Source organism: Bordetella genomosp. 4 (assembly GCF_002261185.1).
Taxonomy (GTDB): domain Bacteria; phylum Pseudomonadota; class Gammaproteobacteria; order Burkholderiales; family Burkholderiaceae_B; genus Bordetella_A.
Genome location: NZ_NEVQ01000019.1, coordinates 136,527 through 157,631 on the forward strand (window position 1 = coordinate 136,527; position 21,105 = coordinate 157,631).

A 21,105-nucleotide genomic window follows, 5' to 3' on the forward strand; every position below is an offset into this window, starting at 1 on the left:
CGCCCGCGGCGCAGGAGAATCTTGCAGTTTTGTTTCTATACGTACAGCATTATTTCCGCCGCATCACGAGCGTGCAGTAGTGTCCTCGGCGAACACCGCACCTCGATCAGCGAGCAGCTGGCGCAACACACTGCGATGGCAGCGATTTTCGTGCTCGCAATAGCACCCGACGGAGAAATCCGTCGTCGCCGACAGCGCCGCCAACACATCGAGTACCTTGGCCGCATCGCCATGATTCAGCTCGGCGTGCATCTTGCGGGCGACCGTGCGCCATTGCGCGTCCGTTGTGACGGCTAGGGCTTGCGTGACCAGCTCTGGACTGGGCGACAGCGTAGGCAACCAGACATCGTAATAATTACGGCTGGCGAACTCGGCCTTGGGCACGCCGCGCGGCGGACGTCGCACCGTTCCGATACGCAGCCCCTCACCCTCCAGGCGTGGGGAACCCAATCGCACGATGCGAACGCTCACGAATCACCTCCGCCGCTGCAACCGATATACCAGCGTATCCAATTTCGCCAGGCCACGCTCTTTGAATTTCGGTTCTTTGTCCAGAATATCGCGCCGATCGATCAAGGCCGCATCCGAGTGACCGGCATAGATCGCCTGGACCTCGTCGTCGCCGACCGAGAATGGCGGGCCTTCCATCTGGCTTTGATCGTAGTCCAGGGTAATCAACAAACCACGATACGCGTCGGATAACTGCCCATAGACATGCTTCGCATAGCGTCCGCGCATATCCTCAGGCAGCGCCACCAGTGCCGCGCGATCATAGGCGCCCACGCATTCACCGAGCACATCCGCCCCCAACGAAAAAATATCGCCGCAATAAATCTCGATCTTGCCAGCAGCGTAATACCGCCCCTGGTCCGCGTCGCGTACCGTGGGCGTCAGATTGTTTTCCGCAAAGAACTGCTCTACGGCCAGCGATGACAATTCAACGCCCAATACCTGGTGCCCCTGCTCGGCCAGCCACACCATATCCAGCGATTTCCCGCTCAACGGCACCAGCACTTTGCACCCTGCCGGCAATTCCAGCGCAGGCCAATACTTCGCCAACAACGGCGTCACGCGTGTCTGATGAAAATGCGTACGCCCGTCACGCCAGCGTTCCAGCCAAAATTCTGCGTCCATCCGATGCCTCTGCTCCAGGTATTATCGATATGGATATTATTGTAGAAACAAACGCGGTGCGACTCCTCCCGCCTCGGGCTTTCGCAAACGACAATCGTCCGGTATGCTCTTATCCATGGACAACACATACGCCTGCTTCTGCGATCTGCATTCGCGACGAACGACTCGACGATTTCGTTGAGTGGCTTTGTCTTGTCCCAGCACCGTGATTGGTGTTTCCCCCAAAGGCCACGATACCGCGTGGCCTTTTTGTTGTGTATTGCCTTCCTCGCCTCGGGGTATTCGAATTGGCCTTTGTTTTTTCAACCTTGAAGGAACAAAGTGTGAATCCCGTCGAATTTTCAATCCGGACGTTTCAACCCATTGATGCAGACGCCGTCGTGCAATTATGGACCGCCTGCGGCCTGACGCGGCCGTGGAATGACCCGTATAGAGACATCGCTCGCAAGCTCACTGTGCAACCCGAAATGTTTCTGGTGGGCACTGTGGACGATACCATCGTGGCTGCTGTCATGGGCGGTTATGACGGCCATCGTGGCTGGGTGAATTATCTGGCTGTCGCGCCTGATTATCAGCGGCGCGGCTACGCCGCAGCATTGATGCAGGAAATCGAGCAGCGGCTGCTTGCCCTGGGCTGCCCCAAGATCAATCTGCTCGTACGTGGTGGCAATACGGCAGTGGTGACGTTCTATGAAAAGCTGGCTTTCAAACAGGATGATGTCATCAGCTTGGGGAAACGACTCATACCAGATATGGCCCCCATGCCGACGACTGCGACGGCCCCTGGCGCCTAGCGGCTACGCGTTCGTCTGTATCGCAAGTTGAGTTCTTGCTGCATTTTTCGGCTTGCCGCCGCTCGCACTAAATGTGTACGCTAGTCACTTGCCCTATTGGTTTTACAGAATTCGGGCGCACAGCTTTCCACGCCCGAATACGTCATCCGGAGGAGTTATGAAGCGTCATCTGAAGGTCACGTTACTGGCAGGATTACTCGGTCTGGCGGCAAACGCCTATGCCGATGTCACGGTACCGCTCCACCAGGCCACGGATAAAGGCCCGGGCCAGGAAATTGGCTCCGTCAGCCTGGCCGATAGCAAGTACGGCCTGGTGCTGACGCCCAACCTCAAAGACCTGCCGCCGGGCGTGCATGGATTTCATGTGCACGACAAAGGCAGTTGCGATGCCACGCAGCAAGACGGCAAGACCGTGCCTGCAGGCGGCGCCGGTGGGCATTACGACCCCGATGGCACTAAAAAACATAGCACGCCCTGGGACGATGGCGGCCACCGCGGCGATCTGCCTGCGCTCTATGTCGGTGCAGATGGCACAGCGACCACACCAGTGCTGGCTCCGCGCCTGAAACTGTCAGAAGTCCAGGGCCGTGCGTTGATGGTGCATGCAGGCGGCGACAATCACAGCGATCATCCCAAACCGCTGGGCGGCGGTGCGGGCCGTATCGCCTGCGGCGTTATCCCGAAATAATCGCCGGTAACGCGTAACGCAATCGTTCGCCGCGGAAAACTCCAGCAGGAGTCTGCCGCGGCGATCATTCCCACTAGCCCGCTGCCGCCTGGGGCTCCGCCACCGGCGCCTGAGTTTCCTGCCCATCGATTGCATACCGGATCGCATCCTCTATCCGATCGAGCAACAGGAACTTCAGTTTCTGGCGTGCTTCGGCGGGCACATCGTCCAGATCCTTTTCATTGCGTCTCGGGATCATCACCGTCGTGATCCCCGCACGCAATGCGGCCAGGGTCTTTTCCTTTATGCCGCCAATAGGCAATACCAGGCCTCGCAGGCTGACTTCACCGGTCATCGCGATATCCGAACGCACTGGCCTGCCCGATAGCAGCGAGGCCAAGGCCAGGAACATGGCAACGCCCGCGCTAGGACCGTCTTTGGGCGTGGCACCTGCCGGGACGTGGATATGCACGTCGATTTTCTCCAGCGAATCACCGCTCCAGATTTTGGCCAGCGTCAACGCAGTCTGCGCGGACTCCTTCATCACGTCACCCAACTGCCCTGTCAAGATCAGGCGGCCCGAGCCCGGCGTCTTGCTTGCCTCGATGAACAGGATATCCCCGCCCACCGGCGTCCAGGCCAAGCCTGTGGCCACGCCTGGCACGCTGGTGCGCAAGGCGACTTCATTCTCGAAACGATGGGCGCCCAGGATTGCAGGCAGATCGGGAGCGTCGATCACGATATGCTCGGTCTTGCCCTCTGCAATCTGCATGGCAGCGTGGCGCAGCGCGGCACCCACCTCGCGCTCGAGCTGACGCACGCCCGCCTCGCGGGTGTAATCGCCCACGATGGAGGACAAGGCGGCATCCGTCAGTTCGGCTTGCTCGGGCTTGAGCCCATTGGCCTCCAACTGGCGCGCGACCAGATACCGGCGTGCGATCTGGATTTTTTCTTCTTCCGTATAGCCAGGAAGTTGAATGATTTCCATACGATCACGCAGCGGACCCGGAATGGTGTCCAGCATGTTTGCCGTGCAAATGAACATCACGTGCGACAGATCGAAATCCACGCCCAGGTAGTTGTCGCGGAATTTGTGATTCTGCTCGGGATCCAGCACCTCTAGCAGCGCACTGCCCGGATCGCCATGAAATCCACCGGCGCCGAGCTTGTCGATCTCGTCCAGCATCACGACCGCATTATTCGTGCCCGCACGCCGCATCGCCTGGATGATGTTGCCCGGCAAGGCGCCCAGATAGGTGCGACGATGGCCGCGGATTTCCGCCTCGTCATGCACACCACCCAAGGCTACCCGCTGAAAGGCGCGCCCTGTGGCCCGCGCGATGGACTGCCCCAGCGAGGTCTTGCCCACACCCGGAGGGCCGGCAAAACACAGAATCGGGCTGCGGCCCTGCGGATTGAGTTTGCGCACCGCCAGGTATTCCAGAATACGACGCTTGATCTTGTCCAGGCCGAAATGGTCTTCGTCCAGGATTTTGCGCGCTTCGGCCAGGTCGATGGGCGGCTGCGGCGACTGTTTCCACGGCAGCTCGGTCAACCACTCCAGATAAGTGCGCAGCATGGCCGACTCGCCACTGGCCTCGCCCATGCGTTGCAGACGGCCCAGTTCCTTGCGAGCGTGGCTCAGCACCTCGTCGGGCATGCCGGCAGCCTCAATGCTTTCTTTCAGGCGTGCGACTTCCGCCGCGCTGTCATCAACCTCGCCCAGCTCTTTCTGAATCTGGCGCAGCTGCTCGCGCAGCACCGTCTCGCGCTGACGCTCATCGAATTGTGCGCGGGTACGGTCGCCGATCTCTTTGGACAGCCGCAATACCTCGACGCGCCCGGACAGCAGTTCGATGGATTTGTCCAGACGGCGCGACAAGTCGAACGTTTCCAGGATGTCCTGTTTCTGTTCGGGCTTGATATCGATCATGTGCGTGACCATATCGGCCAGCAACCCGGGCGACTCGATGCTGCGCACGACGCCTGCCAACTCATCGGGCACATTGGGCAACAGCGCAATGGCCTCGATCGCCTGCTCTTTCAATTGCAGGAAACGGGCCTCGACCTGGCTGTCCTGCGCCTCGGCCTCGGCGACCTCGGCGACACGGGCCACCATGTACGGCCATCCTTCCAGGAACTCCAGCACGCGAAAACGCGACTGTCCCTGCACCAGCAGATGATGCGCACCTTCCTGGCCCGTGATGTACCGGGCGATAGGCCCTTCGGTGCCCACCCAGCAAAGGTCATTCGGCCCGACATCGTTCTTGGACGGATCGCGCTGCAAGAGGAACCCGACGGGGCGCTCGGTTTTCACGGCCTCTTGGGCCGCAGCGATAGAAGACTCGCGCCGCACTGTCACTGGCGACAGTACGCCGGGAAATAGCACCGCGTCGCGCAACGGAATGATGATGCGTGCGTCGTCGGGCAGAATGCGGGTGTCGCTCATGGAGCCTCCCTTACTTTGTTCAGCGTCAAAACCAGGCAGCCATCTGCCAAGGTAGAGGATTCGGGTTCCAGCGCATGCAGCGGCAACGCGATGCGCCGGCGGAAACGGCCATAGGGAATTTCGAATCGGTGAATACGGGCATTGGCCGCACACGGCATCGGACGCACGCCCGACACCGTGATGCCGCCAGGATCGAACGCCACCACGAGCGTGTCAGACGGCACACCCGGCAACGCCACATAGACCATGACGGCAGTAGCAGTTTCGATAATGTCCACCGGAGGTTCCCAGTGGGGCGCATCCGCGGGGCCTGCGCGCAGCAATTGTCGATGCAGGCGTTCCGCGTGTTCTAGCAGCGATAGTGCATCGCCCCAGATCCAGGATGAAAAATCTCGCGATCTCATGAGCTTGCCCTCTTAACCATACTAGGTAGGTAGCGGCGAGTTGGCGTATTTCAAGCCGGTCGGGGCGAATCGCGATCAAGCCGCGCGGCTCAACATTTTTGATGTGGTGCGTGAGCGACACCACGGAGACATCAAGCAAAACCTATCGGGACCGGACCCATGCCGGCCCCTTCAGGTTACCTCTAACATGATGTGCCGTGCACACCTCGTTCAGTAACGCCTATGCCGCCTTGTCCGCGACGGCAACCGGACGGCCGTAGAACGGGTAGCTGGGATCGTTATAACCTGGTGTCGAGGCATGACCTGGTGTCACCCATGCATTGACCATGGCTTCCTCCTCAGGCGTGATCTGCAGATCCACGGCGGCATAGTAATCCTGCATCTGAGCCAGCGTGCGCGGGCCGGCGATAACCGCGGAAATCAAAGGATTGGCCAGCACCCATGCCGTGGCCAGTTGGCCCGGCTTGACGCCTCGCCCTTCGGCATAGACGGTCAATTCAGCGGCGATTTTCAGGGACTCCTCGCGAAACTCGGTGTCCATGATGCGTTTGTCGCCACGACCGGCGCGGGTATCCGCGGCGGGTTGTTGACCCGGCGCATATTTGCCCGTCAACACGCCACGGGCGATGGGACTGTATGGCACGACCCCCAACCCATAATGACCGCAGGCCGGCAAAATCTCGACCTCGGGGCCCCGGTTCAGCATGTTGTAGTAGGGCTGGCACACCACCGGCTGTGGCACGCCGAGCTCGCGGCATAAATGAACGACTTCGGCGATCCGCCAGCCGCGGAAATTCGACAGGCCGAAACTGCGCAGTTTCCCCGAGCGGATCAAATCGCCCAGCGCGCGAATCGCCTCTTCGAGATTTTCTTCGTGAAAATCCCGGTGCATGTACAGAATATCGATGTAGTCAGTAGCCAGACGAGCCAGGCTGGACTCCACGCTTTGAACGATCCATTGACGGGAGTAATGCGATCGGTTCGGGGCTTTGGCGACGGCGTTGCCCATTTTGGTGGCCAGGATCCAGTCATGGCGCTGTCCGGCCAGCAACTTGCCCACGACCTCTTCGGACCGTCCGCCGTTATAGACGTCGGCAGTGTCGATGAAATTGATCCCGGCCTCGCGGGCCGACGCGACGATGCGCTCGGCCTCGTCGAACGGCGTCTGTTCGCCAAACATCATGGTTCCCAGGCACAATGGGGAAACGCGCAAATTGCTGGTACCGAGACGGCGGTATTTCATCGACATTCCTTGCTGAAGAAATTGAAAAACACACAGACGATCTATAAGCGACAGGGTACTGCGGCAACCTTTCAATGCCTAGAGCCCCGGCGGGCTTCCTTCTTTTAAGGCGGACAGATGCTGGTGGTCGCCCCCAGCCATATCCCCTGCTCTGCGAACTTTCTCGCCATGCGGGTCAACATCACGCGCGCTGCGAGTCCGGCAGGTGACAGCTCGTCATCAGACAGGCTGACCAAAAAACATTTACGTGCCATGCGGCTGCCTGCGACGGGAATGACAGCCAGGTCATCGTCCTTGCCATAGCCAAAAGAAGGAAAGCCGGCCTGGCTAGACAACAACGAACCCGGCTGGACGCTAGCGCCCACCCCGGCCCGCACCGCTCTCATCAAGGTATGGGCGCCGTCGATTTCGAGAATCACATTAGGCGTCGCGCCGTCAGTCCGAAAACCCTCATCGACCAGCGAACGCAAAGCATGCCCGGGCCCCGGCAAAATGAGGGGCAGCTGCTCGATGGCGCTGAGCCTGATTCCGTCAGTGTTGCTACAGGCAGGCCATCCTGCCAGATTGGGCCTTCCGATAATGAACAGGCGCTCCTCGGCCAATGGGATGACGCTCCAGCGTTTTGCTTCGATCCCTCCAAAAACGACAGCGAGATCGAGCTGCCTCGAATTAAGCATCACCTGCAGATTGCTGGTCAGGCCTTCGATCAGGCGCACATTGACTGTGGGATAACTCTCGCGCATCGCCTGCACAAAAGGCAAGGCCAACATGGTCGCAGTGGATCCGGTCATCCCGACAGTCACTTGCCCGGACAGCCTGCCTTTCTGTGCCACAGACGCCGCGATATCGACCTGTTTAAGAATGACTTGCGCCTGGTGCCAGAAATCCAGTCCGGCATCGGTCGGATAAACCCCGGTCGGCCTGCGCTGCAATAACCGCGTACACAACTCGCTTTCCAGCATGCTGATCTGCTGACTCAGCGTAGAAGTCGCCAATCCCAGTTCCACTGCGGCGCGTCCCATGCTGTTGAGCTCCACCACACGAACGAAAGAACGCAATTGTCTGAGTTCCATGAGAAACCTGGAAATGAGGGACCGATCAACCGATGCAACCAGTATAGCGTGTTCGAAAAAACCGAAGCCCTCTTTGCACCAACCTAATGCGTGGGTGCGCAGAACCCGTCAGACTCTCCGGATACTCAGCATCAACCTATGTCCGGCCTGATTATTAGCCGCCAAGGGCTGAATGCACGACAACCGTCAACCACGAGAAGCGCAATGTCTCATACAGGTCGAATCCATATCCCGTCGATGAAACCCCACTGCAGCGAAGCGGAATGGAAGGCCCGCGTCGATCTGGCCGCCTGTTACCGTCTGGTCGAGCTCTATGGCATGGCCGATATGATGGCGAACCATATTTCTGCCCGCGTACCAGACGAAGACGGCGCTTTCCTCATCAATCCGTACGGCATGATGTACGAGGAAATCACTGCATCCAGTCTCATCAAGGTCGACCTGGCCGGCAATATTCTGTCCAAACCCGATTTTGGTGATTTGAACTACGGCATCAACAAAGCCGGCTATGTCATCCACAGCGCCATCCATGGGGCGCGTCACGAGGTGGACTGCGTCATTCACACACATAGCTGGGCTTCGATGGCCGTCTCGTCTCTCGCGTGCGGGCTGCTGCCGCTCACGCAGACGGCCATGCGATTCCTGAAAATCGGCTATCACGATTATCAGGGTGTGGTGCTGGATACCAAAGAACAAGCCTCGCTGATCGAGGACTTGGGCAACGGAGAGGCCTTGATTCTGCGTAATCACGGCGCCCTCACGGTGGGGCGCACGGTCGGCGAAGCCTTTAACTGGATGCATCGACTGGAACTCGCATGCCGCGCGCAGCTGGCTGCACAGGCTACGCAACAACCCTTGCAGGCGGTTTCGCCTGAAGTGTTAGAAGAAACCTGGAATAACTACCAACCAGGCACACGGCGCCCCTACGGCGTCATGGAATGGCCCGCATTGCTGCGCAAGCTGGATCGTCTGGACAACAGCTACCGCGACTGACGCACCGGCGCACTTGCCGGGCTAAATAATGATAAAGACGAGGAGACCCCTATGAAAACAAGTTGCACTTCGATATTGGCCGCAGGCATTTTGACGCTGGCTGCGGCCCTACCCGCCCAGGCGGCCAACTACCCTGAGCGGCCCGTCAAGGTCGTGGTGGCATTCACCGCAGGCGGCACCACCGATATCCTCACGCGCACCACGAGCGAACAACTGTCCCAAAAACTGAAGCAGTCCTTTATCGTGGAAAACCGTCCGGGCGCGGGGGGCAACATCGGCACCGAATACGTCGTGCGCGCCGATCCCGACGGCTACACCCTGATCGTTGACTCGGTCGGGCCGATCGCGGTGAACCCGTCGCTGAGCAAGCTCAGCTACGACCCGCTGACCGATCTCGTCCCCATCATTCAGATCGCGACCGTGCCGAATGTGCTGGTCGTTCCGCCTGAGCTGCCGGTCAAGAATTTTGACGATTTCATCAAATACGCCAAATCCAAAAGCAGCCTGAACTATGGGTCTACCGGCGTGGGAACATCGTCGCATTTGTCCAGCTACATGCTGATGCAACGCCTGGGGGCTAAAGACGCCATCCATGTCCCGTATAAAGGTGCCGACGCCATCAACGACCTGATCGCAGGCCGGCTGGACTTCATGTTCGCCACGGCTCCCTCTGTCATGCCGCAGATCCGCGCAGGGAAATTGCGTGCGTTGGCCGTCAGCACCAATAAGCGACTGGCCTCGCTGCCGGACATTCCTGCCGTCGAAGAAAAAGGCTTCGAAGATTTTGACGCAGGTTCATGGTTTGGTTTCTTTGCCCCCAAAAACACCCCGGCCAACGTCATCGACACCATTAACAAAGGCGTCAACGAGGCACTGCCCGGGCTGAAAGACAAAATGCTCAGCGAAGGCGCAATTGCAGTAGGCGGCTCTCCGGAGGACTTCGACAAGTTCACCCATGTCGAATACGAAAAATGGAAGAAAATCGTCGAACAGGCCAACATACAAGCACAATGACCCAGAACTCGCCTCTACATATCCTCTGCTCGGAAAAAGAGGCTCCGCTGCTGGCGCCTCAACTTGGATCGTTGGGGCGCGCCATCGCGCTGTGCCATCCCGGCGACAGTCAGGCGGCCCAGGCAGAGGTTGCCTTTATCTCACGCGATATCACGGGCCGCTCGACCAAATTCGAGATCATGCCCGAGACGGAGCGATTCTATGACGCGATGCGCGCGGCTCCGAACATGCAATGGCTGCACGTGCACTCGGCCGGGATTGATCGCGATTTTTATCAAGAGCAACAGCAACGTGGCGTTCGTGTCACGGCATCCCATGGTGCATCGGATGCCGTTGTCGCCCAAGCCGCGTTGACGGGCCTGCTCGCGCTGGCGCGTAAACTCCCGCAATTGATGCGTGCGCAGCAGCGGCACAAGTGGGAGCCATTATTCGGCGAACACACCCCACGCGATCTCCAGGGACAATGCGCAGTCATCGTCGGCTGGGGCGGCATCGGCCAACGTATCGGGCAATTGCTGCAAGCCCTCGGCCTGAAGGTATGCGTCGCCAGGCATGGGGGAGAACCGGCGGGCCCTGATCTGCGCACCGTACGCTATGACGGCCTGCGAGACATTCTGCCCGAAGCCTCCTGGCTGATTCTGGCCTGTCCGTTAACGGACACCACGCGTGGCCTCATCAGCGCGGAGCTGCTTGCGATGTTGCCCGCGCATGCTTGCCTCATTAACGTGGCACGCGGTCATGTGGTTGACGAGCCCGCGCTCATTCAGGCACTACAGAGCAACCGGCTCGCTGGCGCCTTTCTGGATGTGTTCTACCACGAGCCGCTGCCTGTCGAATCGCCCATATGGGACTTGCAGAATGTCATTGCCTCCCCGCACAGCGCTGGCTTTTCTGATGGAAATCCTGCCAGGGTGCGGCAGATATTCATTGACAAGCTGCAACGGTGGATACAAGGCACCCTATGACGTGACGCGATGCCGATTCGCGTCATACTGTTGAAAGCGGTGCGCCGTACGGATAACGTTGACGGCGCACTGCCATGATTACTCTACGGTAATACCGCCGCGCTTTATCAACTCGCGCCACTTGGCGATCTCCGTGTTGATACGCTGAGCAAATTCCGCAGGCGAGCTGCCGACTGGATTAAAGCCCATATCGGTCAATTGCTTATGCATACTGCCGGACTGTATTGAGGTCGCGACCGTCGAAGATAATTTGTCGATCACGGCAACAGGGACTCCGGCAGGCGCCACCAGACCGAACAAGGGTGAGAGATTCACGCCAGGCAGTCCGGCTTCAGTAAAGGTGGGCACATCAGGCAATTGGGTTGAGCGTTGATCACTGGTCACCGCCAATGCCCGCAAGCGCCCCGCCAAAATATGGTCACGCAAGCTCGGCACGGTCGCAAACGCAAATTGAATCTGCCCGCCCAACAAGTCTGTAAAGACCGTACCGCCACCGCGATACGGCACATGCAAAATATCAATATTGGCCTCTTGCCGCAATTGCTCCCCAGCTAAGTGCGGGCCACTACCTACACCTGCCGATCCGTACGACAAACTGCCTGGCTTGGATTTCGCCAAACGGATAAATCCAGCTAAATCCTTAACAGGCACAGAGGGATGCACCACCAGAACAAACGGGGCCGTTGCCATCAACGAAATCGGTGCAAAATCTTTCTGCGTGTCATACGGCAATCGGTCTCCCAGCAACCCCGGGTTGATCGTGAAAGACGAATCCACCATCCCTATCGTGTACCCATCCGGCTTGGATGTCGCCAGCGTGCGCGTACCGATCGTCGTACCGCCGCCGCCGCGATTTTCCACGATGAACGATTGCCCCAGCGTCTGGGTATAGGTCTGGCCCGCCATCCGTCCCAAGGTATCCGTTGCCGCCCCGGGGGGATAGGGAACGATCAGGCGCACGGGTTCCGCGGGATAGTCTGCGGCAAAAGCGGGCCGCCCCCATGCCGCTGCCATTGAACCGAAGGCAAACGCGGCGCTGCCGGCTATGAATGTTCTGCGTGATGTGTTCATAGTGTCTCCTGTCTTTTCATTGATCTATGGGGCTGCGCCGATACTGAGCATCCACGTTTTGCGCAATACACCGCTGAGTTCCGATGCAGCTGCCTATTGCCGATACTGTCCTTGCGCCAGCGCTTGCTCCGGATCTGCTCCCAACCCCGGCGCATCGGGCACAGCGACCCATCCGTCCTTGATCGGCACCGTGTCTCCGTAAGGCACGTGCGCGAGTTCTACATACAAGCGCTCCAACGACACCTCGTCCTGTTGCGCGGCGATCAGATGCAAGCTCGCCAAATATCCCGGCCCAAAGAACGCCACCTGCGGTGTGCACCGTACCGACGTTCCCTGGCATTGCTGCGCCAGTCCCCACGCTGCGGTAAAGCCCAGTTTGATTACGCTGGGTTGCACGTACTGCACCGCGTCTTGCTCAATCAAACGCGTTAATGCGTACGCGCTGCTGGCGTTTTCCCCCACGGCCAAAGGCACTTCACATTGACGCCCTAACTGCATCAACGCCTGGTCGTCCTCCGGCGGCCACAAGGGCTCCTCAATCCAGAACGGGGCATGCGGCATCATCGCAGCGATGGCGGCTGGGGCTTCGGCTGGCAGCCATGCACAGTTGGTATCGACCATGATGGGAACCTGCGGACCGGCTGCGCCTCGTGCCGCCCCTAAGGCATCAGCCGTGCGCTCATGCAATTTGATTTCGGTATAGCCCTCATCCAGAGCGCGCGTCACGACTTCGTGCAAACGTTGCGCATCGCCGTAGTACTGCAATAAAGATGCGTAGGCGCGAACACGATCGCGGCGCTTGCCACCCAGCAGTGCATAGAGCGGGACGCCTTCGCGCTTGGCGCGTAAATCCCACAGCGCAATGTCCAGCCCTGCCAGGGCATGAACGACCGGGCCTGATCGTCCCAGGTTATGCAGGGTGCGCTGCATGAGCGGCAACAGAGTCTGGTCCGCGGCATCTTTGCCGCATGCCAGCGGTGCAATCAACGTCTCGAATACTGCCTGCAGGGCACGTGGTTCGACACAATACGACTCGCCCCAAGCGACGGCACCGTCCTGAGTCTGGACACGAACCAGTGCGCTGTCCAACTTGTCGCGCGGACGCCCCGCAAACAAAGGGGGAGGACTCCAGTGAAAAAAAGGCAGCCGCATCGGGATGCAGTCGACGGACACGATCGTATTGGCGCTCATTGATTCGGCTCGGGCTGAGTGCCGCGGATTTGCGGGCAAGCTCATCTCATGAAACGGGATGACCAGAATTGTGTTGGCTCGCATCCCATATGGTCAAATAGATAAATTGGCTGATTTCATACAAATTTCATATGTTCAACCGTCGCGAACTGACCTTGTTGCGCGCCATGTACCAACACGGCACGGTGACCGCCGCTGCCGCAGCTGCGCACATGACGCAGCCGGCGGCCAGCGCCTTACTACGCGATCTGGAAATCCGCCTCGGCTTTGCGCTCTTTAGCCGCGAAAACCGCCGGTTGCAGCTGACCAGCCAGGGCCGCACGTTGATACCTGAAGTCTTGAATGCGCTGGCCGGCATCGAAGCCGTCGACCGATTGGCGGGCGACATCCGCCAAGGCGCGCTGGCGCGCTTGGCGGTGGGTGCCGTGGCTATCGCAGCCTCCAGCCTGCTGCCCGCAGCGCTGGCCGGCATGCGCGAGCGTCATCCTTCGGTCGCCGTCACGGTGCGGGCAGGCACGGCACTCGAAATCATCGAAATGGCGATAGATCACCGCATCGATCTAGGCATCATTATCGGTTCTCCAGCCGACCAGACACGCGTCGCCAGCCTGCAACTCAGTCCCTTGAGTCTGTATGCCGTCATGCGCCCCGATCATGCTTGGGCTGAATTGTCCGATCTGACGCTGGAGCGGGTCGCAGCAGCTTTTCCCATCGTCCTGGCCGCAGCCTTGCCTGCCGGCCGGGCCACCCGGCAGGCCACCGAAGGGCGTGGCCTGGCTTTTCGACCAATGATCGAAGTCGCTCAATCTTCTGCCGCCTGCGCCCTGGCTGCGCAAGGATTGGGGATCGCCATCGTGGAAAGCCTGGGTGCGCGCTACGCCGAGCGCCAGGGCCTGCTGGCGCGCCACCTACTGACGCTTGCCGATCCAGTGTTGGCATTGGTATGGGCCCGTGACCGTGCGCTCAGCGATCCAGCGCGATGCCTGCAACAATGCCTGCAGTCGCAGGCCACGGGCCAGCCTGAATCATTGCTGCCGTCCGGCCGACACGATTGCGCATAATTTGTTCACTTTTACCGATTTCAGGGGGTAAAAACGCGCAAAAGGGCGGCAACACGTGCCCATCTGCCTCACTCCCTGTAAACTGCCGGATTTTGACTCCGGCCGTATGGTGCAAGTACCCCGGCGAGGTGTCAGCGGCCCCACGCTTATCCGTCTGCTTGCCAGGCTGACGGACGCTGACGTTTCCGAATCCCGCCAACCGCTCTCAGATCGACTCAGCCTCTGGTTAGGCTGGACGGACGCGATCGCCCTGTCTACAGTGTTAGAGGGCGGTCCGCTGGCGGTGACCGCCAATCCAAAGTCGCTCGATAGCGCCGAAATGCGGGAATACGATCGCATGCGCGCGGCGCTGACCTACGCCATCGCCGACGAAAAGGCGTATACGGCAGACGTGTTTGTGCCCACTCAACGCGGTGCGCCGCGAGCCGCCCCTGTCTCGCCCGACGAAGCGCTGCTCGAATACACGATCTACCGGAAACGCTACCAGACCATCCAGCAGGCGATGGAGACCAACATTGCCAAACTGCGCGGCAGCCTGCGAGCCGTTCTGGCTGCGCAAACGCCCGACCGGGCCCGGCTGGCCATGGTGGACGCTATTCTGGAACGCTCATTGAGCCTGCAGGAGCGCCGGCTCCTGGCTACCGTGCCCACGCTGCTGGAAAAACATTTCAAACGCCTGCGCCAAGCCGCTCAGAAAGCCGAACAAGAAGCCCAAGAGCGCGCAGCGAAAGCCGCCGAGGCGTCGACGGCCGCGCCTGCCGGTCTGGCCGCCGATGCCGTAAATAATGACGCCCGGGCAGACTCCGTCGCCTCCAGCGCAGGGACCCAGTCCGCCGGCGCATCCGTGCCGCAGGCATCGCCCTCGCAGGCCTCCGCAGCAAAAAATATTGCATCATCTCGCGTTGCAGCGGCAACGGCCCCGACTGCCGAAGCCGCCGCAACGGCCTCTCCCGCTGTCCAGCCCACGACGCGCGCCGTTCCTTTGGCCAATACCCGCTACACAGCAAACCGCGCCAATAAACCCGCCGCGCCCGTCGTGCCCCTGTGGCTCTCTACGTTTCGCAAAGACATGCGCAGCGTGCTGCTGGCCGAACTGGACATCCGTTTACAACCGATCGAAGGCTTGCTAGCCGCTCTGCGCGCCAGTTGACCGAACCCCTATGACCCGAACAATCATCTCTCTCGTCGTTTTCCTGGCCGGTCTGGCCGTTGTAGGCTGGATCGGTGCCGGTTACATAGGCACCAACCTCCTCGCATTAGCCATCATTGTCCTGATCGGCCTCGTCTATCTGACCGGGGTCGTAGAACTGCAACGTTATCAGCGCAGTACCGACACGCTATCTCGGGCCGTCGGCGGTCTGACTGTGGCGCCATCGAGCCTGGACAGCTGGCTCAGCCAATTGCACCCCAGCCTGCGCGGTGCGACCCGCCTGCGCATCGAGGGTCAGCGCGTCGCCCTGCCCGGCCCCACGCTGACGCCGTATCTGGTGGGAATGCTGGTGCTGCTCGGGATGCTGGGGACTTTCCTGGGGATGGTCGCCACCTTGCGCGGCACGGGCGTCGCCCTGGAGAGCGCCGTCGATCTGCAAGCGATCCGCGCCTCTCTCGCCGCGCCCGTCCAGGGCCTGGGTTTCGCGTTCGGCACCTCGGTCGCCGGCGTAGCGACCTCCGCGGCATTAGGTTTGCTGGCCACGCTCTGCCGGCGCTCGCGCATTCAGGCGGCGCAACAGCTGGACGTCATGATCGCGACCACGTTGCGGCCCTATTCCCAGAACCATCATGGCGAACAGACCTACAAACTGATGCAGCAGCAAGCCGAGGCCATGCCCCTGCTGGTCGAGCGCCTGCAAGCCATGATGACGTCCATGGAAAAGCAGAGCCAAGCCTTGCATGACCGCCTGGCCGCCAGCCAGGACGCCTTTTACGGCAAGACCGAGAGCGCGTACACCGGCTTGGCCTCGTCCATCGAACAATCGCTCAAGCAAAGCGTCATCGACAGCGCCCGCATGGCCGGCGAGGCCATCCAACCTGCCGTGCAAACCACGCTGGCAGGTCTGGCGCGCGAAACCAGCGCCTGGCAAGACACCCTGGCCATTGCCATTCGCCAACAGTTGGAAACTCTGTCCGGCCGTTTCGAAGCAACCACCTCGTCTGTTGCCGACATCTGGAATCAAGCCCTGTCGCAACAGCAACAAGCCAACACCAAGCTGGCCGAGGACAACCAGCGCGCGCTGACGGCCGCCACCGCCAGTTTGGAACAGCACGCCGCGGCATTGCTGCGCAGTGTGGACCAGTCCCACGCGGAGCTGCAAAACAAACTGGCCGCGCACGATCAGCAACGCCTGGATACCTGGAAAGCCTCGTTCGAACAGGTCGCCTCCGGCTTGAACACATCGCTGGAAAATACCGCGTCCTCCCTGCGAACATCGATCGCAGGTATTGCATCGTCGCTGGATACCTCACTGCAAGACACCGCCTCGGTGATGCGCCAAGAATGGCAACAAGCCAGCGCTCACGCCGTTGAACGCCAACAGGCCATTTGCGACACTCTGGCCCAGACAGCTCAGGAACTGACCGCGCAGACGCAGGCTCACGCTCGCGACACCATCACCGAAGTGTCCCAACTGCTGCATACCGTTTCCGAAGCCCCCAAGGCTGCGGCCGACGTCATCGCCGAGCTGCGTCAATCGCACGCCGACCTGCAGGCCCAACTGATCGCCCAGGACCAACAACGCCTGGACAACTGGAAGGCCTCGCTCGATCACATCGGAGCCGCGCTGGGCACGTCGATGAGGGACGCGACCGCGACCCTGCGCCAAGAATGGGAACACGCGAGTGCGTATGCCACCGAACGCCAGCAACTCATCTGCGATACCCTGGCTCAAACCGCCCAGGAACTGACCGCGCAGACTCAGGCTCACGCTCGCGACACCATCACCGAAGTGTCCCAACTGCTGCATACCGTCTCCGAAGCCCCCAAGGCTGCGGCCAGCGTCATCGCCGAGCTACGCCAATCCCATGCAGACCTGCAGGCGCAACTGATCGCTCAGGACCAACAACGCCTGGACAACTGGAAGGCCTCGCTCGATCACATCGCCTCGAACTGGAATACCTCGCTGGAAACTACGGCAGGCGCATTGCATACGTCGATGGCGGACACGGCATCCACATTGCATACGTCCTTCGAGCGCCTGTCGTCCTCATTGGACACCTCGCTGAAAGACACCGTCTCGACGTTGCGCCAGGAATGGGAGCAGGCAAGCTCGCATACGACAGACCGTCAGCAACTGATCTGCAACACCCTCGAAAGTACGGCCTCCACGCTGAACGCCGCGCTGGCCGACACCGCCAAGTCGCTGCACGCCTCTATCGCGGGCATCACATCCTCACTGGACACATCGCTCAAAGACACCGCGGCAGCATTGCGCCAGGAATGGGCGCAGACCAGCTCGCAGGCGGCAGAACATCAGCAAGCCATTCGCGAGACGCTGGCCCAGACCGCCCAGGAGCTGACCTCGCAAACGCAAGCTCACGCGCGCGACACCATCACCGAGGTATCCCAGCTGCTGCACATCGTCTCCGAGGCGCCTAAGGCCGCTGCCGAGGTCATTGCGGAACTGCGCCAATCGCACGCCGACCTGCAGGCTCAACTGATTGCACAGGACCAACGACGTCTGGACAACTGGAAAGCCACGCTCGATGACATCGCATCGACGTGGAATACCTCGCTGGAAAGCACGGCAAGCACTCTGAACACCTCGCTGCAGACCACCGCGACCGCACTCAATGACTCGCTGGAAAAGACCACCACTGCGTTGAACGCCTCAATGGAAGACACAGCGGCGTCCTTGAACGCCTCGCTGACGGGCACGACCTCCACCCTGACCGTCACGCTGGAAAACACCGCGTCCACCCTGCACAACTCGTTCGACGACATTGCATCGTCGTTGAATGTATCGCTGGAAAATACTGCCTACGCGCTGCGCCAGGAGTGGGAACAAGTCAGCGCCCAGACGACCGCCCGTCAGCAAGAAATCTGTGACACGCTGGTCCAAACCGCACAGGAACTGTCGTCCCAAACGCAAGCCCAGGCGCGCGACACAATTGCCGAAGTCGCTCAGCTGGTACAGACGGCCGCCGAGGCTCCTCGCGCCGCCGCCTCGGTGATCTCCGAACTGCGTCAAAAGCTGTCCGATGGCATGGCCCGCGACAACGAGTTGCTCGAGGAGCGCAATCGGCTGATGGAAACGCTCAGCACGCTGCTCGATGCAGTGAATCACGCCTCGACTCAGCAACGCGATGCCGTGGATTCACTCATTTCCAACTCGTCCGAGCTGCTGGAACGCGTCGGCTCGCAATTCACTGACACCGCCCAGACAGAAACAGTCAAGCTGACCGATGCTGCCGCGACTATCACAGGCAGCGCCGTGGAAGTCGCCAGCCTGGGCGAGGCGTTCGGCACCGCGGTGCAGCTCTTTAGCCAGTCCAATGACAAACTGGTCGAACACCTGGAACGCATCGAAACCGCCCTGGAGAAATCCATGGCGCGCAGCGATGAGCAGTTGGCCTATTACGTCGCACAGGCTCGCGAAGTCGTGGACCTGAGCGTCATGTCGCAGAAACAGATCATCGAAGACCTGCAGCTGCTTGCGGCCCAACAAACTGCAGCCAATAGCGAAGCCTCCGCATGAAAGACGACATCGATGCGGGCGTAGAGCCCTCCGCCCCGGCGTGGGCGGTATTCGGCGACTTGATGTCGGTGCTGCTGGGCGCCTTTGTGTTGATCCTGGTCGGCGTCATCGGCATGCAGTTGGAGCTTTCCACCAAACTCGAGACCGAAGTCAAAAAGCGCCTGGACTTGTCCAGCAAACTGGAGACCGAAGTCCAGCAGCGCGAGGTGGAAACGCAGCGCCGCGAAGCGTTGGAGCACGCATTGGCCGTGCCCTTGGCCGCAGGCCAGGTCACGCTGATAGATGGCCGCATCGGCATCAGTGGCAGCGTGCTGTTTGCGCTGAATTCCGATCAACTGCAACCCGAAGGCCGCAAGGTCCTGCAAAGCCTGATCGCTCCCCTGTCTGCCTATCTGAAAGAGCACGACGAAGTCTTGATGGTGAGCGGCTTTACCGATGACCAGCCTATCCACGAGAACAATCGACGCTTTGCCGATAACTGGGAGCTGTCTGCACAACGTGCCCTGACCGTGACGCGCGCCCTGATCAACGACGGTATCTCGCCCGAGATTGTGTTTGCTGCCGCCTTCGGCGAACAACGCCCCGTCGCTGCCAACACGGACGAGGCAGGCCGCGCCAGCAACCGCCGCGTAGAGATCGCACCGATTCCGAAATCCTCCAACGCGGGGGCCGCAACCAGTGAGTAACGCACAGCCCGCCGACATTCAACAAACCCTGGACGCCTGGCGCGAACAGGGAGCTGATCGTCTGGATCCGGTGCGTTTTCAACTCATCCAGACCATGGCGAACCGAGCGGCAGCCCTGACCGACGAGAATACCCAGCGCGTACTGCACGAGAGGCTGGCGCAATTACTCCAGCAATATGGTGCGCGCATAGAAGCTGCGGCAAATACCCACGCCACGACAGCCGCCGGCGCCCCGACCGCCAGCGCGGCAAGCTCTCGCGACGGCACCCTCACCGGCCTGCTCGCTCACTTCGCGGCGCTGACACCGGCCGACAACACGCGCACATTTGCCACCAGCGTCGGTAGTCTGCGAGAACGCTACCCGGAGCTTCCGGTACTCGACGAGTTTCGCTCGACGTGGTCTCGCGTCAGCGCGAATCGGCAAGTACGCCAGTCCGAAGAGCAAGTCCACGAAAATGCCGGGCCGCTGAACTCCAACCATCTGGTGCACCGCGCCCTGGCATACATGCGCGATGTCTCGCCGGGTTACTTGCATCAATTCTTGAGTTATCTGGATACCCTGGCCTGGGTGGAGCAACTGCAAATGAGCAGCGAGCCGCCAGCGAAAGAAACCAAACGAGCGGGCAAAGCGGCGAAAAGCACCAAAAGCCCTGCAAAATCCGCCAAGAAGAAAGCGCCTAAAGCAGACAGTTAAGCGCTCAGCACCCGCGCCACCTCTCGCAAGCATTCCAACAACTGCCGGCTGCTGGCCGAGAGTTTCGCCTCACGCAATGTCATCACTCCTACCGGAGGAACCGACACCTCCAGCGGAATATTCAAGACCCGGCACAGGCCTTGCTGCTCAAAATACTGCGCTGCAGACTGTGCCAGAAAGCCTACGGCGCCTCGCTGTCCGACACACGCCAGTGCCGTCAAATACGAGGACGTCTCCATCAAATCGGCCGACGGAGTCACATGGTGCCGATGAAACTGCTGCTCCAGTTTGACGCGCAGTGATGCCCACGGCGGCGGCATGACACAGGGCAAGGCCGCGATATCCGCCCAGGTCGGAGCCCGCTTTCTCGCGATGGCGCTCTTTCTCGCACTCACCGCCACCATCGGTTCCTCGTACAACACTTCCGTAGACAAATCCGGGGCGGCATAGCCGGGCTCTAAACGGCCCACAAAAAAATCCAATTCTCCCAAACGCAATTTGGGCAGCAAATGGGTCAGGTCGCCTTCTTCAACCAACACTGTCGCGCGCGGAGACGCGAGCTTTAGACGCTCAATGGCCTGGGTCAACAACACAGGCACTGTCACCGGCATCGCCCCGACTCGAGTCTTGCCCACCGCGCCGCTGGCAGCTGCATCGATCTCGTCCCGTGTACGCTCATATTGCGCCAACACGCCGCGCGCAAAACGCACCACAGACTCGCCCGCCAGCGTAGGTTCGGTCCCACGCGATGAACGTTCGAACAGCGTCAGACCCAGCATGGACTCAACCTCGGACAACATACGAGACACGGCAGGCTGGCTGACGGCCAGGAACTCTGCTGTTCGCCCTAGATGGCGAAACTCGTCCAACGCCACGACCAACTGCAGATGTCGCAGCTTCAGATTTGAACGAAACACGCGGTCCAAATGTGCCATGACGATAAACGGCCTTTTTAATCGAGCAGGTGAGAGGGAA

The 21,105-nt window shown here is 60.3% G+C and carries 19 protein-coding genes; 10 read left to right on the forward strand and 9 right to left on the reverse strand.

The window, feature by feature from the left end:
• Positions 1-63: 63 nt before the first annotated feature.
• Together CAL20_RS19280 and CAL20_RS19285 are read right to left on the reverse strand one after the other, a co-directional pair.
• A complete protein-coding gene (locus tag CAL20_RS19280; protein ID WP_094822629.1) occupies positions 64-471 on the reverse strand; it encodes a DUF488 domain-containing protein in 408 nt (135 codons plus the stop codon).
• 3 nt (positions 472-474) lie between these two features.
• Positions 475-1,134, reverse strand: coding sequence for a thiopurine S-methyltransferase (locus CAL20_RS19285; RefSeq protein WP_094822630.1), 660 nt, complete (start codon positions 1,132-1,134; stop codon positions 475-477).
• Positions 1,135-1,457: 323 nt separating this feature from the next.
• On the opposite strand from CAL20_RS19285, the gene CAL20_RS19290 reads away from it, so the two are divergent.
• Positions 1,458-1,928, forward strand: coding sequence for a GNAT family acetyltransferase (locus CAL20_RS19290; RefSeq protein ID WP_094838676.1), 471 nt, complete (start codon positions 1,458-1,460; stop codon positions 1,926-1,928).
• Positions 1,929-2,085: 157 nt separating this feature from the next.
• Entirely contained in the window at positions 2,086-2,616 is a 531-nt protein-coding gene (gene sodC, locus CAL20_RS19295; protein WP_094822632.1) for a superoxide dismutase family protein, read from the forward strand.
• Between the two features lie 73 nt (positions 2,617-2,689).
• Here the strand turns inward: sodC and lon are convergent, their stop codons facing one another.
• From lon to CAL20_RS19315, 4 genes are all read right to left on the reverse strand, one after another.
• Entirely contained in the window at positions 2,690-5,044 is a 2,355-nt protein-coding gene (gene lon / locus CAL20_RS19300) for an endopeptidase La (protein WP_094838677.1), read from the reverse strand.
• Positions 5,041-5,448: an Hsp20/alpha crystallin family protein gene (locus tag CAL20_RS19305; protein ID WP_094822634.1), complete on the reverse strand. Its 408-nt coding sequence runs from the start codon at positions 5,446-5,448 to the stop codon at positions 5,041-5,043. Before CAL20_RS19305 ends, lon begins: the two co-directional genes overlap by 4 nt.
• 220 nt (positions 5,449-5,668) lie before the next feature.
• Complete coding sequence (locus tag CAL20_RS19310; protein WP_094838678.1) at positions 5,669-6,691, reverse strand: aldo/keto reductase; 1,023 nt, start codon at positions 6,689-6,691, stop codon at positions 5,669-5,671.
• A 104-nt stretch (positions 6,692-6,795) separates the two neighbouring features.
• Positions 6,796-7,764 (reverse strand): LysR substrate-binding domain-containing protein, encoded by a 969-nt coding sequence (locus tag CAL20_RS19315; protein ID WP_094838679.1) that lies wholly within the window; start codon positions 7,762-7,764, stop codon positions 6,796-6,798.
• A gap of 204 nt (positions 7,765-7,968) precedes the next feature.
• Here CAL20_RS19315 and CAL20_RS19320 point away from each other — a divergent pair, with 204 nt between their 5' ends.
• From CAL20_RS19320 to CAL20_RS19330, 3 genes are read left to right on the forward strand one after another with little or no spacing between them, the layout of a single operon-like run.
• The gene (locus CAL20_RS19320) at positions 7,969-8,757 is read left to right on the forward strand and encodes a class II aldolase/adducin family protein (protein ID WP_094822637.1); all 789 of its coding nucleotides are present in this window, start codon (positions 7,969-7,971) and stop codon (positions 8,755-8,757) included.
• Positions 8,758-8,808: 51 nt separating this feature from the next.
• A complete protein-coding gene (locus tag CAL20_RS19325) occupies positions 8,809-9,771 on the forward strand; it encodes a Bug family tripartite tricarboxylate transporter substrate binding protein (protein WP_094838680.1) in 963 nt (320 codons plus the stop codon).
• A complete protein-coding gene (locus CAL20_RS19330) occupies positions 9,768-10,736 on the forward strand; it encodes an NAD(P)-dependent oxidoreductase (RefSeq protein WP_094838681.1) in 969 nt (322 codons plus the stop codon). The genes CAL20_RS19325 and CAL20_RS19330 overlap by 4 nt, the downstream gene beginning before the upstream one ends.
• 78 nt (positions 10,737-10,814) lie before the next feature.
• On the opposite strand, the gene CAL20_RS19335 is transcribed toward CAL20_RS19330, so the two are convergent.
• Positions 10,815-11,807, reverse strand: a complete 993-nt coding sequence (locus CAL20_RS19335; RefSeq protein WP_094838682.1) for a Bug family tripartite tricarboxylate transporter substrate binding protein — start codon at positions 11,805-11,807, stop codon at positions 10,815-10,817.
• A 93-nt stretch (positions 11,808-11,900) separates the two neighbouring features.
• Positions 11,901-12,998, reverse strand: coding sequence for a mandelate racemase/muconate lactonizing enzyme family protein (locus CAL20_RS19340; RefSeq protein ID WP_094838683.1), 1,098 nt, complete (start codon positions 12,996-12,998; stop codon positions 11,901-11,903).
• 131 nt (positions 12,999-13,129) lie between these two features.
• Here CAL20_RS19340 and CAL20_RS19345 point away from each other — a divergent pair, with 131 nt between their 5' ends.
• The 5 genes from CAL20_RS19345 to CAL20_RS19365 all read left to right on the forward strand — a co-directional run bounded on the left by CAL20_RS19345 (position 13,130) and on the right by CAL20_RS19365 (position 20,130).
• Positions 13,130-14,059 (forward strand): LysR family transcriptional regulator, encoded by a 930-nt coding sequence (locus CAL20_RS19345; RefSeq protein ID WP_094838684.1) that lies wholly within the window; start codon positions 13,130-13,132, stop codon positions 14,057-14,059.
• Between the two features lie 106 nt (positions 14,060-14,165).
• On the forward strand, positions 14,166-15,209 hold the full coding sequence (locus CAL20_RS19350; protein WP_094838685.1) for a DUF3348 domain-containing protein: 1,044 nt from the start codon (positions 14,166-14,168) through the stop codon (positions 15,207-15,209).
• 10 nt (positions 15,210-15,219) lie between these two features.
• A complete protein-coding gene (locus CAL20_RS19355) occupies positions 15,220-18,750 on the forward strand; it encodes a DUF802 domain-containing protein (protein ID WP_094838686.1) in 3,531 nt (1,176 codons plus the stop codon).
• On the forward strand, positions 18,747-19,436 hold the full coding sequence (locus CAL20_RS19360) for an OmpA family protein (protein ID WP_094822645.1): 690 nt from the start codon (positions 18,747-18,749) through the stop codon (positions 19,434-19,436). Before CAL20_RS19355 ends, CAL20_RS19360 begins: the two co-directional genes overlap by 4 nt.
• Positions 19,429-20,130: a DUF2894 domain-containing protein gene (locus tag CAL20_RS19365; protein WP_094838687.1), complete on the forward strand. Its 702-nt coding sequence runs from the start codon at positions 19,429-19,431 to the stop codon at positions 20,128-20,130. Before CAL20_RS19360 ends, CAL20_RS19365 begins: the two co-directional genes overlap by 8 nt.
• On the opposite strand, the gene CAL20_RS19370 is transcribed toward CAL20_RS19365, so the two are convergent.
• Positions 20,127-21,065 carry a LysR substrate-binding domain-containing protein gene (locus CAL20_RS19370; RefSeq protein WP_094838688.1) on the reverse strand — a complete coding sequence of 313 codons (939 nt, stop codon included), beginning with the start codon at positions 21,063-21,065 and terminating at the stop codon, positions 20,127-20,129. The genes CAL20_RS19365 and CAL20_RS19370 overlap by 4 nt on opposite strands.
• Between the last annotated feature and the right edge of the window lie 40 nt (positions 21,066-21,105).